The sequence below is a fragment of the Arthrobacter sp. 10T413_2 genome, from assembly GCF_056394205.1.
Map to the genome: position 1 here is coordinate 1 of NZ_JBFTHK010000099.1, position 15721 is coordinate 15721.

The 15721-nt window shown below is 62.3% G+C and carries 15 protein-coding genes; 5 read left to right on the forward strand and 10 right to left on the reverse strand.

Going from position 1 to position 15721, the window contains the following annotated elements; all coding sequences use genetic code 11:
- The coding region (locus AC1DBQ_RS15120; RefSeq protein WP_476929283.1) for an amidohydrolase family protein at positions 1–1392 on the reverse strand (1392 nt) is incomplete at its 3' end.
- Between the two features lie 116 nt (positions 1393–1508).
- Positions 1509–2153 (reverse strand): GntR family transcriptional regulator, encoded by a 645-nt coding sequence (locus AC1DBQ_RS15125; RefSeq protein WP_476929284.1) that lies wholly within the window; start codon positions 2151–2153, stop codon positions 1509–1511.
- Positions 2154–2962: 809 nt separating this feature from the next.
- Here AC1DBQ_RS15125 and AC1DBQ_RS15130 point away from each other — a divergent pair.
- Positions 2963–3172, forward strand: coding sequence for a DUF4913 domain-containing protein (locus AC1DBQ_RS15130; protein WP_476929295.1), 210 nt, complete (start codon positions 2963–2965; stop codon positions 3170–3172).
- Between the two features lie 447 nt (positions 3173–3619).
- Here AC1DBQ_RS15130 and AC1DBQ_RS15135 read toward each other — a convergent pair whose 3' ends face one another.
- Together AC1DBQ_RS15135 and AC1DBQ_RS15140 are read right to left on the reverse strand one after the other, a co-directional pair.
- On the reverse strand, positions 3620–3913 hold the full coding sequence (locus AC1DBQ_RS15135; RefSeq protein ID WP_476929285.1) for a putative quinol monooxygenase: 294 nt from the start codon (positions 3911–3913) through the stop codon (positions 3620–3622).
- 54 nt (positions 3914–3967) lie between these two features.
- A complete protein-coding gene (locus tag AC1DBQ_RS15140; protein WP_476929296.1) occupies positions 3968–4966 on the reverse strand; it encodes a LacI family DNA-binding transcriptional regulator in 999 nt (332 codons plus the stop codon).
- 164 nt (positions 4967–5130) lie between these two features.
- Between AC1DBQ_RS15140 and AC1DBQ_RS15145 the strand changes: the two genes are divergently transcribed.
- The 4 genes from AC1DBQ_RS15145 (at position 5131) to AC1DBQ_RS15160 (ending at position 9233) form a co-directional block, all read left to right on the forward strand.
- On the forward strand, positions 5131–6249 hold the full coding sequence (locus AC1DBQ_RS15145; RefSeq protein WP_476929286.1) for a substrate-binding domain-containing protein: 1119 nt from the start codon (positions 5131–5133) through the stop codon (positions 6247–6249).
- A gap of 93 nt (positions 6250–6342) precedes the next feature.
- Positions 6343–7389, forward strand: coding sequence for an ABC transporter permease (locus tag AC1DBQ_RS15150; RefSeq protein WP_476929287.1), 1047 nt, complete (start codon positions 6343–6345; stop codon positions 7387–7389).
- Complete coding sequence (locus AC1DBQ_RS15155; protein WP_476929288.1) at positions 7386–8180, forward strand: ATP-binding cassette domain-containing protein; 795 nt, start codon at positions 7386–7388, stop codon at positions 8178–8180. The genes AC1DBQ_RS15150 and AC1DBQ_RS15155 overlap by 4 nt, the downstream gene beginning before the upstream one ends.
- Before the next feature lie 102 nt (positions 8181–8282).
- Positions 8283–9233 (forward strand): carbohydrate kinase family protein, encoded by a 951-nt coding sequence (locus AC1DBQ_RS15160; protein ID WP_476929289.1) that lies wholly within the window; start codon positions 8283–8285, stop codon positions 9231–9233.
- 471 nt (positions 9234–9704) lie between these two features.
- On the opposite strand, the gene AC1DBQ_RS15165 is transcribed toward AC1DBQ_RS15160, so the two are convergent.
- The 6 genes from AC1DBQ_RS15165 to AC1DBQ_RS15190 all read right to left on the reverse strand — a co-directional run.
- Entirely contained in the window at positions 9705–10703 is a 999-nt protein-coding gene (locus tag AC1DBQ_RS15165; protein ID WP_476929297.1) for an aldo/keto reductase family protein, read from the reverse strand.
- Positions 10704–10779: 76 nt separating this feature from the next.
- Positions 10780–12285: a glycoside hydrolase family 32 protein gene (locus AC1DBQ_RS15170; RefSeq protein ID WP_476929290.1), complete on the reverse strand. Its 1506-nt coding sequence runs from the start codon at positions 12283–12285 to the stop codon at positions 10780–10782.
- A gap of 101 nt (positions 12286–12386) precedes the next feature.
- On the reverse strand, positions 12387–13307 hold the full coding sequence (locus AC1DBQ_RS15175; RefSeq protein WP_476929291.1) for a carbohydrate kinase family protein: 921 nt from the start codon (positions 13305–13307) through the stop codon (positions 12387–12389).
- A gap of 111 nt (positions 13308–13418) precedes the next feature.
- The gene (locus tag AC1DBQ_RS15180; protein WP_476929292.1) at positions 13419–14369 is read right to left on the reverse strand and encodes an ATP-binding cassette domain-containing protein; all 951 of its coding nucleotides are present in this window, start codon (positions 14367–14369) and stop codon (positions 13419–13421) included.
- Positions 14366–15403, reverse strand: coding sequence for an ABC transporter ATP-binding protein (locus tag AC1DBQ_RS15185; protein WP_476929293.1), 1038 nt, complete (start codon positions 15401–15403; stop codon positions 14366–14368). The genes AC1DBQ_RS15180 and AC1DBQ_RS15185 overlap by 4 nt, the downstream gene beginning before the upstream one ends.
- Before the next feature lie 3 nt (positions 15404–15406).
- Positions 15407–15721: ABC transporter permease subunit (locus AC1DBQ_RS15190; RefSeq protein ID WP_476929294.1), on the reverse strand; the 315-nt coding region annotated here is incomplete at its 5' end.

The window sequence follows — 15721 nt, forward strand, 5'->3', positions numbered from 1 at the left end:
GCCTGGTCCTTCGCGGAATCCTCGGCGTTCGATGAAGCGTCCGACGGGTCCGGGGTCGTGGAAGCCGTTCTCGTCCAGGACGATTCGCCCGGCGCAGACCACAAGCTGCGGCCATCCCCGGAGGTTCTTGCCGTCGAAGGGGGAGAAGTCTGTTCCCATGTGTAACCCGGCACCGGACACGGTCCGGATCTCGGCGGGATCCACAAGCACGAGGTCGGCATCGTATCCGGGTGCAATGATGCCCTTGCCTGGAACGGCATTGATACGGGAGGGGGCGGCCGCGAAGACGTCGGCGAATCGCTCGGMTCCGTGGCCGTCCGGGGAGACTAGCTCGGTAAATGTAACAGGCATGCGGGTTTCCACACCGGGGAGCCCGTGTGGCATCTGGCGAATGTCATCGCTCCGCTCAAGCTTTTGCGAAAGGTCATAGCAGGAGTGGTCGGATGAGACAGTGTGGACTGCGCCGGAGAGCATTCTGTCCTTGAGTGCTGCCACGGTCTCGGGGCTGCGCATTGGCGGGCAGCATGCGTACCACTCGGGAAACTGCTCGCCGTAGACGGAATCGTCCAGGGCCAGGTAGTGGGGGCAGGTCTCCGAATAGGCCGAGAGGCCCCTCAATTGCGCATCGGTCACGAGATCTACAGCCCCGGGGGTGGACTGATGAACGAAGTACACCGGAGCGCCCGTGTACTCGGCCATCGCCAGGGATTCCTTTACCGAGACTTCCTCTGCCAGTTCAGGTCGGGTCCGGGGCAGATGACGGATGCCGATATCACCGGCAGCAGCATGGGTCTCGGTGCAGTCGGTGATGATGGCATCGTGCTCGGCGTGGATGTAGGTAAGGCCGTCGAGCCGGACCATCTGCTTCATGACCTGCAGGATMGTGTCGTTGTCCGCCATGGTGGACCCGCGATTCGTCGCGTACATCTTTATGGAACGGATTCCCATCTCCGCGAGACGTTCGAGCTGGGCAGGCACCGTCTCACYCCACGTGACGACCGATCCGTGCAACCCCACGTCGCAGCGGGATTCCCGGGCCAGCGTGATCTTGTTTCGCGCAGCCTCCAGCGGCGTCTCCACAGAGTCCCTAGGTATCCCGAAGTCGAGGATCGTAGTTGTTCCGCCCCACAACGCAGCAATCGACGTCACGGCGAAGTCATCGAGGGTGTGGAATCTGCCGGTAACCTGCGCCACGTGGCAGTGGCCGTCCACGCCTCCGGGGAACAGCAGGCGCCCGCCGGCGTCGACGGTGGTCGCCGCTTCCGGAACGAGGGCATCAGCATCAACAATCTCTACTATTTTCCCGCCCTGGATGACTACGTGTGCGTGGCGGCGTCCGTCCGCGTTGACGACTATGGCGTTAGAGATCACAAGGTCTGGATGATTTTCCATTTGGACTCCTGTTCATTCGACGGTTGGCTTTTCGTGGTGACCCGAATTTGGGTGCGCTTCAGGAAGGGTTCGGCCTGCCAAGTAAGGCAGTCAGTCCCTTGGTGGTTTGGTTGAGGTTAGTGAGTCAGATAGTAGTCTTTGCGGTACTTCTGGATGTGGTCGCGGGAGACGCGGCCCGCACGTTCCGGGTCGCCGCTGGCGATGGCCTCGTAGAGGCTGCGATGTTCCCTGATCAGTTCCGGCAGGTCGGTCGCGTGCCGGAACAGCCAGTGCATCCGCCCCTGCAGCGGTTCCAGGGCCGCCCTGAGGAATTCATTTCTTGCCACCGTTGTAATCGCGTCATGGAACTGGTTATTTGCCGCGTGGGCCTCAAAAATCGATCCGACCTCGAGACTGTTCTGTGCCCGGTCCAGCAGGGAACTGAGATCGTTGAGTTCGGACGGTGTCGCCCTCACCGCAGCCAGCTGGCTGGCCAGGACCTCCAAGGCCAGCCGCACATCGAACAAATCGGCAACTTGTTCCGGCGTCAGGCTACTGACAACGATGCCCCGCGAGTTCGCCCGCTCGCTGACCAGGCCCTCCTGACGCAGCATGCGGAGCGCCTCTCGGATCGGCAACCTCGAAACGTTGAACTCGTCCGCAAGGTCGCGCTCCACCAGACGGGCTCCTGGTGCGTAGTGCCCCTCAAAGATCCGGTTACGGATCGCGTCCCGCACGGTTTCCCGCAACGGGCGGTCATCGATCTTTGCTGAACTTTCCACAGTGCGTTCCTTTGCTGGTTCGCCGAACTGGCCAGGCGAGCGACGCATACCGGCTKTCTCATACGGCCAAAGTAAGATGATTGGTTGGAAGGGCGGAGAATATCCATCCACCGAAAGTCGGATCCTGATCGAATGCCTCGTTCGAGGACTCGGTTGGGATACATCTACGGGATCCCCTTTTGGGATCCCAAAATCAGTGTCGTTCATCACATTTGCGAAAGTCAAGGGTTTTAGCGTAAGTGCAGAACGTGACTGTCCGCCGAAACCCCGTAGCACCGGTTCGCGACGCCCTGTCAGGCGCTCACTGCAGTCGCCGCCGGCAGGGGAGCGGCACCCATGAGGCTGTGGTGCGGTCAACGGGCTACATTGTTATCGGGCTCAAGTCCGGCTAGCTCCAGCTCGAATATGTMGGAAAGCTCAATTTTAGTCGGTGAGTGCTCAAGAGGATAAATGCCCTCCTGCTAACTTCGGGCACAGGAGTGTCTGGGAGTTTAGGGATCGCTCTCTCCTAACGGCACACCGCCGTCCTGGAGCGTCGCCGAATCGGTGAACGCTGGCGTACAGAAAGATGGGACTCCCTGCGCGTTCAGTTCCCGAACTGAACGCTCCAACTACCGGGCTACACATACGCGGGAAACGATCCCGATGGTTTCGCGCATTACAGCGAAATTCTTCGTCTGATTGAGCACTATGCCAGCAGCACAGGGGCTCCMGTGCGCGAGAACACTGAAGTCCGCGTCCTCGCTGAACACGGCACGGGTGACGGCTTCGACGTATTCCTCGCTGACGGTTCCATCCACGCCCGACGCGTGGAGCCAGCCATCGGAGTCAGTACCTGGTGGCTGAACCACGYAGACCCCCACATGCGCGTCCTCATGGACAGGGAAGGACCCTTCAAGAAATGCGCCTACGACGGCCACAAGACGCCAACCCCGGATAAAGCCGCTCTKCCACACGTTGCCAGCCCGAGGCTGGGATCTTCGACTGACACGCCCCGCTTGTTGAAGCGAACGCGTTAGGAGTCTGGTCGGAAGGGTCCTCATGAAGTTCTTAGTGAGGGGAAATTCCGGTGATGTCAGGGTGCCCTGCCGTTCATCGCCCGGTACGGTCCCSGTCTCGAAGGTGTTGATCCGCTTAGCCACGATGTAGAAGTCCCCAACACCACGAGCGGGCTGGAAGTTCATCTGCTTGTTTCGCCCTTCGTCGCCCGTCTGCGATAGACAACGTTGTCAGTGCCATGGACACTAAGTTATGTCCGTCAGACAAGTCAACGGTTCGGAGCGGCCCAAGTATGAGAGTGCTATCCCCTCTACTGAGGCAGGGGAAGCGATGCGCGGTGCAGCCGACATGCCCCCTCCAATGGAGCGCCCAAAAAGGGCGTTTTCGACGCCTAAGCCCGTGCAGCCCCTCCAAGGCAGCCCGCACGCTGTCCCGCGGGCAGGGGTTGGCGCAGATGTGGCCGGGGGCTATTCCACCGGCAGGAGCCAGGTCAGCTCCGAGGCGTCGCCTTCGATGTGGCGGGCTAGTTCCTCGTTGAACTTGGCGCCGTACTCGGCGCGGATGTGTTCCTGGAATGCGGCTTCGTCGCTGTAGACCTCAAAGACAAAGTACTCTCGGGGATTTTCTTCCCGGGTATAGGGAAGGAACAGTTCGTTGCCCTGTTCCTGACGGACGTGCCGGGTCAGTTCGAGCATCATCTCTGCGACGCGGGCTTCGCTGCCGGGTTTGACGGTGAATTCGGCGTATAGGGTTTTGGTCATCGTGATCCCTTTCAGGTGAAGGTGTTTGGCGGCTGTTCGGAAAGTTCCCCGGCGTCAGGCCGGAGGGCGGAGTTCGCCGGTGCCTCTTTGTATCAGCTCGGACGGGACAACATAGGTCTGCGGAGGTTGCTGCTCACCATCAATTCTGGCCAGCAGCCGCTCTGCTGCCAGCTTCCCGATTCGCTCGGGRTGCTGGGCGATGACGGTTACGCCGGGATCCAKCATGTCGGCAAGCGTGAAGTCATCGAACCCGATCAAGGCCACTTGTTTGCTTAGCCCGAGCTCTCTCAAAGCACGCATGGCRCCGAACGTGACGAGGTTCTGGCTCGAGAATATCGCCGTCGGTGGTTCCCCGGCAGTGAAAAGCTCCAGCGTGGCCAGCCTCGCCGACTCCTCGTCGTGAAGGTTTTCACGGACGGGAACCGTCGAGGTGGGAATTCCGTACCGACCGATCTCCTCAATGAACCCCCGCCGGCGTTCCCTTGCGGTCTGGATGTCTGTGCGGTCCCCCAGATAGGCGAGCCTGGTGTGGCCGTGGCTGATCAGGTGTGCGGCCGCCTTGGCGGCGCCGGCGGCGTTATCAGTTACGACGGCATCGGCTTCCAGCCCTACCGGCTCACGGTCGATGAAGACCAAGGGCAGATCACGGGAATGCTCCGGAATGACGTACGCCTGGCTTCGGGCGATCGGTGTGAGGATGAGCCCGTCGACGCGCCGGCCAAGAAACGCTGTAACAATGGCCTGCTCCCGCCGGGGGTCGTCATCGAGACTCGCCGCAAAAACCGCTATCCCCCTGGCCCCCAGCGCATCTTCAATTGCCCGGTTGATCTMGCCGCTGAAGGGGTTGGAGACACTTGGCAACAGGAGACCGACGGAGAGCGTTCTCCTGCCCGCGCGGCGCAGGCTGCCGGCCGCCATGTCCAACTGGTAGTTGAGTTGCCGGGAAGCGCTGAGCACCTTTTCCCGGGTGGCCTCCGACACAMCGGGTTCGTCATTGATCACCCGGGAGACAGTCTTAATTCCGACGCCGGCAAGGGCAGCCACGTGGCGCATCGTCGGACGACTGGCGGAAAGGGCCGGCTGGCTACGATCGGACATCGTTGTCAAAAAAATCGCTCCTTCTGATTACATCTATTGACTCTCCAGTGTGATGCTGCTTACATCGTACATGACATCGTTGTCGAGGCCAGTGAGGGTCTCAAACACCAGGAGATTCAATGTTGAGTTCCAAAGCACGCCGTTCAACGGCCACCCGCCTGTTCGCTGCAGGAGCAGTGCTGACCTTGGKAGCGCTCAGTCTTACTGCCTGTGGCGGCAGTTCCACCGGGACGGCTGCCAGCGGAGGCGCCACTGACGCAAAGATCGGCGTTTCGCTGATCGTAAAGACCACGTCCAACCCGTACTTCGTAGCAATGGAAGACGGCGCGAAAAAAGCAGCCGAGGGGGGCAACATTGATCTGAAGCTGGCTGCCGGCAAGTCCGACGGCGACGAAGACACCCAGATCCAGGCGATCGAGAATGCAATCTCCAAGGGCGACAAGGGCATCCTTATCACCCCGAACGGGCCCGCCGTGGTCGACRCAATCAAGAAGGCCCGCGACGCAGGCTTGTACGTGATCGCCCTGGACACCCCGCCGGACCCGGCCAGCGCAGTGGACATCACCTTCGCGACCGACAACTTCGCGGCCGGCAAACAGATCGGGCAGTGGACCGCGGCGCAGCTGGATGGCAAGAAGGCCACTATTGCCTTGGTTGATCTGTTCAGCGACAAGGTCGTTTCGGTTGACTACAACCGCGATCAGGGATTCCTGACCGGAATGGGCATCGACACCGCCGACAAGACGAAGAACGGTGACGAGRCCAAGACCGGCAAGTACACGGGCGGTAAGGGCGGGGACTACGAGATCGTCGGCAGCCAGGCCTCCCAGGGCGCCGAGGACGGCGGCCGGACCGCGATGGAAACCCTGCTGTCGAAGAACCCCAACATCAACGTCGTCTACACCATCAACGAACCGGCCGCTGCGGGCGCCTATGAGGCACTGAAGGCTGCGGGCAAAGAAAAGGGCGTGCTGGTCGTCTCCATCGACGGAGGCTGCACCGGCGTGAACAACGTCAAGTCCGGAATCATCGGCGCCACCGCCCAGCAGTACCCCGTCAAGATGGCCCAGCTGGGCGTCCAAGCCATCCACGACCTGGCCACGTCGGGCAAGAAGCCGTCGGTCTCAGCGGGCCTGGACTTCTTCAACACCGGCTCCGCACTGGTCACTGACAAGGCAGTTGCCGGGCTGGACAGCATCGACACCACGGCCGCTTCTCAGATCTGCTGGGGCAAGTAACCCTTCCCTGTGCGGGGAGACGTGCCAAGGCGTCTCCCCGCAGCGCGCAGCACGACAACAGTTACAGAACATGGAAGTTCAGGAGTAATTCAAGTGACCCAGCAACAGACCGCCGGCCCGCCGAGCGCCGGGCATGCTGATTTGGCCKAGGAATTCCTCGACCGCCAGACCCCTCTCAGCAGAATCCGCAACATTCTCCACCGCTACCCGGCCCTCAGCCCCGCCATTGTCCTGCTGATCGCAGTGGTGGTCTTCGGGCTCCTCAATGACCGCTTCCTGCGGGTAGAGAATTTGTCCCTGATCACGCAGCAGGTGGCGGTGGTGGGCACCCTGGCCATCGCTCAGACCCTCATCATCCTGACYGCCGGCATCGACCTCTCCGTCGGTGCGGTCATGATCCTGTCCTCGATGGTGATGGCCCAGCTCGCGGTCGGCAGCGGTGTTCCCGGGCCGCTGGCACTCATTGCAGGTCTCGCTGTCGGTCTTGCCGCCGGCGCGCTCAACGGGTTCCTGGTCACAAGATTCCGGCTCCCGCCGTTCATCGTCACCCTCGGAACGTTGAACATTTTCGTCGCCCTAACGCTGCTCTACTCAGGCGGCAGCACGGTCCGCGGATCCGCGATGCCAGGTGTCCTCACCTGGCTGGGAACCACGTTCCCGGTCGGGGCCGTCCGCATCTCCACCGGCGTCGTCATGATGCTCCTGCTCTACGCCGTTGTCGCCTTCATCCTGGGCAAGACGGCCTGGGGACGGCACGTCTACGCCGTGGGCGATGACAAGGAGGCGGCCCGTCTCGCCGGTATTCCGGTCAGCCGCGTCCTCATGAGCGTCTACCTTGCCGCAGGAGCAGTTCTTGCCGCCGGCGCTKGGATCCAGATCGGCCGCACCAACGCCGCCAGCCCAAACGCCGGGGTCGATCTGAACCTGGACTCCATCACCGCCGTCGTGATCGGCGGAACAAGCCTCTTCGGCGGCCGCGGCTCCATCTGGGGTTCTCTGCTCGGAGCACTGATCGTCGGAGTTTTCCGAAACGGCCTGTCCCTCGCCGGCCTGGACGTCCTGTACYAGACACTCGCCGTAGGCATCCTGATMATTGTTGCTGTGTCTATCGACCAGTGGATCCGAAAGGTCAAGTCATGACCATGACAGAATCTGCAGCCTCCCATACCGCCACCCGCGAACCCATCCTCCAGGCCAGGAACCTCGTCAAGACCTTCGGCCGCGTCGTCGGCCTAGACGGCGTCAGCCTGGACCTGTACCCGGGCGAAGTCCTGGCCGTCATCGGCGATAACGGTGCCGGCAAGTCCACGCTGATCAAGTGCCTTACCGGCGCGGAAATACCGGACACGGGAGAACTATACGTATCGGGGAAGCAGGTGCACTTCAAGCGACCGCAGGACGCCCGGGTCCACGGCATCGAAACGGTCTACCAGAACCTGGCCGTCTCCCCGGCACTCGATGTTGCCTCGAACCTGTTCCTCGGCCGTGAAGAGCGACTCCCCGGCCCCTTGGGGAGCCTATTCCGAATGCTCGACACCAAAGGCATGCGCCGGAAGGCAAAGGAAGAGCTGACCCGCCTGGGCATCTCCACCCTCCAGGACGTCACAGTGCCGGTCGAAAACCTCTCCGGCGGACAGCGCCAGGCCGTCGCCGTGGCCCGCGCCGCAGCGTTCGGTTCCAAGGTGGTAGTGCTGGATGAGCCGACGGCGGCACTCGGGGTTCGGGAATCGAACCAGGTCCTGCAGTTAGTCCGGGACCTCCGGGACCGCGGCCTGCCGGTCATCCTGATCAGCCACAACATGCCCCATGTGTTTGACGTCGCGGACCGCATCCACATCCAGCGCCTCGGCAAGTGCGCCGCCACGATCACCCCGCAATCACACACCATGACCGACGCAGTTGCGATCATGACCGGTGCAGCCACCGCCTAAACAGCTGCCGCCTGCCACTAATCAGTCCGCGGACCCGGTCTATCGGTCCGCGGACTGACGTGGCTCGGACAGGCCCCCATCAGCTTCCACGAAAGACAGACCATGGATTACCTCACAACAGCCCGGCACGACGCTCACCAGATGCTCGACGTCATGGTGGTAGGCGAAGCGCTGATCGACGTGGTCACCACGTCACACGACAAAGTCGAACACCCGGGCGGCTCACCGGCCAACGTCGCCTACGGACTCGGCCGCCTCGGCATAGCCACCGGCCTGCTCACAGCCATCGCCCCGGACGCGCGGGGGACCTCCATCGAAAACCATCTCCGCAGCGCGGGCGTCATACTCCTGCCCGGATCAAAATCCCTCACCCGGACGGCATCGGCAACCGCAACCCTTGAACCCGACGGCTCCGCAAAGTACGACTTCGACATCACCTGGGACCTCGCCCCGACAGCCCCCGCCTACTTCCCAAAAATACTGCACACCGGATCCATCGCCACCTTCCTTAATCCCGGTGCGGGCGCCGTAAAATCCCTGCTCGAACAGGCCCACAGACACTGCATGATCACTTACGATCCCAACATCAGGCCGGCCCTGCTCGGCAGCCACATGGAAGCCAAAGCCACGTTCGAAGAGCTCGTACCATTAACCGACGTCGTTAAACTCAGCGACGAAGACGCCCAATGGCTTTACCCCGAAAAAAGCCTGGACGAAAGCGCAGCCCACATCCTCGGTCTGGGGACCGGACTTGCCGTCATCACCAAGGGCGCAGAAGGMTCACAATTCGCCACCCCCRCCGCMAACATCAGGATTCCTGCCGTGAAGTCCAACGTTGCCGATACCATCGGCGCCGGGGACTMCTTCATGTCCGCCCTGATTCTGGGCTTTCTCACCCGAGGAACCGAAGGCTTCGCCCCAGCTGTCCTGGAGCAGCTCGGCCACACCGCGGCTGCAGCCGCGGCCATTACCGTTCAGCGCCCMGGAGCGAACCCCCCAACCATGGAAGAACTCAACATGGCGCTCGGAGCCCTTCCGAGMGTGTCCGTATAGCAGTGGGGTACGCCTTACCTTGAGGTGTATCGCGCCGACGAAGACCGCCGCCGAGCCCAACAAGCGGTACTGCCACGCGGCCTTCCCCCAATGACCTGCGTCCACGAAATGGTGTCCCCCTGACGGTCTGGAACCGAACACGTCGCCCGTGCGCTGCGTTTTCCCGAAGGTAATGCCCMTTCGCGCTCAGCCCAGCCAGAACCGGATCTCGTCCGCCCTCGACAGCGGGCTATCGCCCCATTCGGTCCGTGTGTCGTAGCACGTCGATCACCGCTGGCCTGATCTCAGTCAGCACGGACTTGGAGCGGTCGCGTAGTCGGCTCTTGCTCATGATCAGTCCCACCCGCCCGGTGTCAGGCCACTCCGGGTGTGCCCTTGTCACACACTCGATTAGACATCCCGGGCCGCCATACGCCGCGTTGTTGCCGTCAGACGGGCCTAAGGCTTTCCTGCGAAGATCCGRTTGTTMTTTCACGGGCGGGTTTTGAAGGATTCCACCTTGGCGGGGTCGCGTTCAATGACCGGGTCCAGGATGTCATCGACCTGTGCCAGAAGGGTGGGGTCAAGTTTCACTCCGGCTGCGGTGGCGGTGTCTTTGAGCTGGTCGGGKCGTGAGGCACCGACGATTGCCKCCGATACGTTGGGGTTTTGCAGTACCCACGCGACGGCGAGTGCGGGCATGGACAGGCCGGCGTCCGCGGCGAGCGGTTTGAGTTGCTGGACGCGGGTGAGGATGTCCTCGGTCAGGTAGCGGTTGTCGGATTTGAGTTCGCCATCCTGACCTGTGAAGCGTGATGCTGCCGGGGCGGCCTGGCCGGGGACGTATTTTCCGGTCAGGACGCCTTGGGCCATGGGTGACCAGCAGATCTGTCCCAGTCCCAGCTCCTCGCAGGTGGGGACGACTTCTTTTTCGATGACCCGCCAGAGCAGGGAGTACTGGGGCTGGTTGGAGATCAGGTGAATGCCCAGTTCCCGGGCGAGGGCGGCGCCGGCGCGGATTTCTTCGACGGTCCATTCGGAGACGCCGATATACAGGGCCTTGCCTTGACGGACGACGTCGGCGAAGGCCTGCATGGTTTCTTCCAGCGGTGTCTCATAGTCGTAGCGGTGGGCCTGGTAGAGGTCCACGTAGTCGGTCTGCAGCCGCTTCAGGGAGCCGTTGATGGATTCCATGATGTGCTTGCGGGACAGCCCGCGGTCATTCCGGCCCTCGCCGGTGGGGAAGTAGACCTTGGTGAAGATCTCGACGCTTTCGCGCCGCACACCGGCTAGCGCTTCACCGAGCGTGTGCTCCGCGCGGGTGCCGGCGTAGGCGTCGGCGGTGTCGAAGGTGGTAATGCCCAGATCCAGGGCCTGCCGGACGCAGGCCGTGGCCGAGTCCTGGTCGATCTGCTCACCGTGGGTGACCCAGTTCCCGTAGGCGAGTTCGCTGATGTACATGCCGGAGGAACMAAGTTTGCGGTATTCCATGCTGGTGGTGCCTTCCATATCAAGATTTTTATGGCCGTATTCCGGTGTGCGGCTGCGCCATGTGTGGGACGCCGGCCTATACCAGCGGCGTGATCGTCAGGCTCTCGAGTGTTGCGGAGCCGCCGTGAGCGTAGATGGAGACTTGGGTGCTTGTTTTGTCCGGGAAGATCAGGTCCGTAAGCACCAGTTCGCCGTGTTGGGCGAAGACCTCTACGGAGCAGTGGTCGACGTAGATCTTCAGGCTGTATCGGCCGTCCCGTGCGCAAATTGGCGCGGTGTCGACGGAGGCGAATCCATCATGGAAGCCGGTGTCGCCCGAGGCGGTCCGGTCGAGGATGAGTCGGCCCTGGGCGGGATTGATGCCKATTMGGGTTCCTTCCGTGCCGCTCCCTCGAACGATGAGGCCGAATTCTTCGGCCGTCCCGGGCGTGAACTCGGCTTCGATGAACTGAACCGTACCCGTGACGGCTGGGATCGGGCGTGTTTCCTCTGCTAAATGGACGGGGCCGTCCTGAACTGCCGCCCCYAGATCGCGGCATACGGCTTCCTCCACKACGTTCTGGACTAGTCTGATGCTGCCGCCAACTGTGGCCAGGGAGAGTTCCCGGGGGAGAGACATGGGGCTGCGCCAGGGTGAAGTCGGGATCTGATTGGCGTAGTCCCAGTTGTTCATCCAKCCGATCATGATCCGCCTGCCGTCGGGGGCGTCGCTGAAGGAGACGGCGGCGTAATAGTCCCGTCCCCAGTCCAGCCAGTTGTACTCCTGGAGGAGGCCGGCGTCCTGCTCCCCGCTGGTGACGGTGGAGTCGGAGGTGAATTGGACGCCGTCGAAGTCTCCCGTGAAGTACTGCCCTGCTGAACCGCCGTTCGGGCCGCCGGGGTTCAGGTTCACCGTGAGGACCCATTTCAGCTCCAGTGGATTGCCGTCCACCGGCAAAGCAAACAGGTCCGGGCATTCCCAGATGCCGCCGGTGGCGTTGGCGGGGCCGAAATCGCTGAGGTATTCCCAGGCTTTCAGGTCCTCGGACTTGTAGAGGACTACTTTGTAGTCGTCGGCTTCGACGGCMGCCATCACCCAATAGGAGCCGGCGCCGCCGTCATAACGGAAGACCTTTGGGTCACGGAAGTTGGCTGAGTTGCGGCTGAGCACGGGATTGCCCACGTATTTCTTCCAGGTGAAACCGCCATCCAGACTGTAGGCCAGCGACTGCGCCTGGACGCCGAACAAGGGCGACGCTTCTTTGTAGGCGCTAGTGTAAATGGCCACCAGCGGGGGCGCCGTCTCGGTGCCGAACCCGCTGCTGTTTTGGCTGTCGAATACGATGCTGCCGGAGAAGATGTCCTCCTGCTCGTCGCAGGCAATCGCGACGGGCTGTTCGGTCCAGTCGGTGAGGTTCGCCGACGTGGCGTGGCCCCAGGACATGTTTCCCCAGGTGTTTCCGAAGGKGTTGTTTTGGTAGTAGAGGTGGTAGAGGCCCTGGTGATGGATCAGGCCGTTGGGATCATTGAGCCAGGTGTCTCGGGCCGTGTAATGCAGGGCGGGCCGGAAAGCTTCCGGATGTGAGGTGGTCACGGCCGTCATGGGAGGTGCACTCGTTTCAGGTTCGGAATGGGGCAAGGAAAGAGCCAGAATCTGACGGTGATGGTCAGATTGGCCGCGGTGTTGGAGACGGAAAGTGGCGGTCAGCTGACCAGGGCCTGCATTTCCGCCAAGGACGGCAGGTCCGCCCCTGGACGGCCCACCGTAATGGCGGCTGCCATGGATGCCATGCGGGCGATTTGTTCGAGAACGTGCGGAGCCAGACCCTCGMCACCTCTGGTCAGAAGCCCCAGGATGAGGGCCGCCATGTAGGCATCCCCTGCACCGATGGTGTCCACGACAACGGTTTCCACGGAGGGGACAGTGATTTCCGTCTCTGCGGTGAGCAGGAAGGATCCTTCTGATCCGCGGGTGACCACGACCAGATCCGCGCCCAGTCCGCGTATGTGGCGGGCAGCCTCCTCCGGCGAATGGCGCGGATACAACCATGCCGCGTCCTCGTCGCTGAGTTTCACGACGTCGGTGAGGGGAACGAGGTCTTCGAAGATGGTTCTGGCTTCGTGTTGGCTGCCGAGCAGTTCGGGCCGGATGTTCGGGTCATAGGTGACGGTGCTGATTCCTGCGCAGTGCTGCAGGAGGGATTTCACGCCTGAGGCTCCCGGTGCGAGGAAGCTGGCGATTGACCCGGCGTGCAGGAGCGTGGGCAGGTACGTCGGKGMAACCGATGGGAGCTCCCAGACGAGGTCGAAAGAATAGCTTGCGGACCCGTCGTCGRCYAGCGTTGCTGTGGCGGTMGATGTAAAKGTGGCGGACTGGCAGCCGGGAAGGATATGGACGCCTGCACCGCTTAGATGGCTGCTGACGGCAGCTCCCCGGCTATCTGTACCGATTGATGTCAGGAACCCCGTTGAAACATCCAGACGGGCAAGTCCGTAGGCCACATTGGCGGGTGAACCCCCCGGGTGCTCGGTGACGCCGTTCCCCGTGTGGACCACATCGATAAGTGCTTCGCCGACAACGATCACCTCGGGTGGGGCGGACAGTGTGGCAGGGGGGTTCGTCATGGGGTTCTTTCKGGGTTTTCAGCAGCCTGCAAGGAAGCTGCGCGGKGCTGATACCGCGGGGAAAGCGGCCTCTCGGACCGCGGATTGGGCCGTCAGCCGGGGAGGGGGCCTTCAGTGTGCGGATTCCGGTACTTTCAGCGCCCAATGGGATGCGCTGAGGGTGATCCGTTCTCCGGCGCCGCGGGGAGCGTTCCGCCTTGCGGCGTCCCTCTTCGGTGGGCGGACGGTCCGGGTCCTGCGGGCGTCGGGTACGGCGGAGAGCAGCAACTGCGTGTACGGATGATGGGGGGCGGCCATCAGCTCGATGCTCTCGCCACCCTCGACCAGGTCCCCGGCGCACATCACCATGGTTRTGTCCGCGATGTAGCGTGCGGATGCGAGGTCGTGGGTGATGTAGAGCATGGACACGCCCCGTTCATCGCGGAGTTTGCGCATCAGATTGAGAATCCCGATGCGGACCGAGACGTCGAGCATGGAGGTGGGTTCGTCGGCCAGTATGATTTCCGGTTCCACGGCCAGGGCTCTGGCGATGGCGACGCGCTGCCGCTGTCCGCCGGACAGCTGATGGGGGTATCGGTCCAGCATCTGTTCGCCCAGACCGACCGTTGCCATTAGTTCACGCAGTTTGAGTTTGAGGGCCTGCGGGCTGTCGTTTTCTCCGTGAAGCTGGAGGGGTCGGGTCAGGAAGTGTTCGATGCGGTGTGCCGGGTTGAGGGATCCGAAGGGGTCCTGGAAGACCATTTGGACCTTGCTGCGGTATTTCATCGACGCCCGGCGGCGTTCGGTGGCAAAGATGTCTTGTCCGTCTAGGATGAGCTGGCCGCCTGTGGGCTGCTCAAGGCGGGCGAGAATCCGGGCGATGGTGCTCTTTCCGCTGCCGGATTCCCCGACGAGTGCCACAATCTCGCCGCGGTTGATGTCGAAGGAGACGTCGTTGACCGCACGTACGGTCGAACGGAACGGGAAACTTCCCAGCTGATAGTCCTTGCTCAGGTTGCGTACCTGAACCAGGGGCTCGGTCGCCGTTCCTGGGCGGGATGAGGTGCTGTGTGCGGGGCTCATCGGCGTGACCTTTCGCGGGGGACGACATATCCGGGTACGAGCAGACAGGCTGCCTCGTGGTTTTCGGCTCCTGGAAGAAGCGGCGGTTCGATGGTKCGGCACGCCTCGGTGGCAAGCGGGCACCGGGGGTGAAAGCGGCACCCGGCGGGGGGATGGGCCATGTTCGGCGGGGCGTCCGGGATCCCTATCAACTCCACTCTCGGCCCGGTCAGCGGAGGGAACGCTCCCATCAGGGMGTTCGTGTAGGGGTGAAGCGGATTGTCCAGCATTGTCTTGGAGGKAGCGACCTCGACCAGCTTTCCTGCATACATCACAGCCATACGGTGGGAGAGCTCGACCATGAGCGAGATGTCGTGGGTGATKAACAGAATGGAAAAGCCCAGCCGCTGCTGAAGTTCTTTGATCTGGTGCATGATTTCCTGCTGAACCACCACGTCCAGGGCAGTGGTGGGTTCATCCATGATCAGGAGAGAGGGTTTAAGCGCCAGCGCTATCGCGATGACTGCCCGMTGGCGCATTCCGCCGGAGAGCTGGTGCGGGTAGGACTTGAGCCGGCCGGGGCTGATGTCGACAAGTTTCAGCAGCTCCGCTGCGCGTTCACGGGCGGCCTGCTTGGACATCTTTTCGTGCGTTGTGAAGACATCGACGATCTGATCCCCGATGGTCATGACGGGGTTCAGGGAGTTCATCGCGCTTTGGAAGACCATGGCGACGTCGCGCCAGCGGGTACGTCGCAGTTCTTCCTCACCCAGGTCCAGGAGATTCCTTCCTGCGAGTTCGATGGAACCGCCGGTGATTTTTGCCGGGGTCTGCAGGAGCCGCATGATCGCGTTTGCGATGGTCGACTTGCCGCAGCCTGATTCACCGGCGAGGCCGAACACTTCTCCGGCGCCGATGTCGAAGCTGACACCATCCACGGCGGTGACGTTCCCGCTTTCCGCTGTGTATTGGACCTGCAGGTTCTTCACGCTCAGCACGGGGCCGACGGCGGCACGGCCGATGTTTCCCCGGTCCTGTTCAGTCAGGGTTTCCATCTGTCAGCCTTTCTTTTCCACGCGCAGGCGAGGGTTGGTGATTTCATCAACGGCGTAGTTKATCATGGCCAGGGCAAATGCCACGACGGCGATGGCGACGCCGGAGGGCAGGAGCACCCACCAGTCGCCGGTCATGAGCGCACCGTCGTTGTTTGCCCAATAGAGGTTGGTTCCCCAGCTGACGGATCCGGTGTCGCCGAGCCCCAGGAACTCCAGGCCCGCCTGGGCGCCGATGCCGTAGATGACGCAGCCCAGCAGGGTGCTCATCACGATGGAGRCCATGTTGGGCAGGATCTCCCGGAACATGATGCGCCATGC

Excerpts from the sequence above, each read along its gene's own strand:
- AC1DBQ_RS15135 (WP_476929285.1), bottom strand. The coding sequence starts at position 3,913 with ATGACCAAAACCCTATACGCCGAATTCACCGTCAAACCCGGCAGCGAA.
- AC1DBQ_RS15155 (WP_476929288.1), top strand. The coding sequence starts at position 7,386 with ATGACCATGACAGAATCTGCAGCCTCCCATACCGCCACCCGCGAACCC.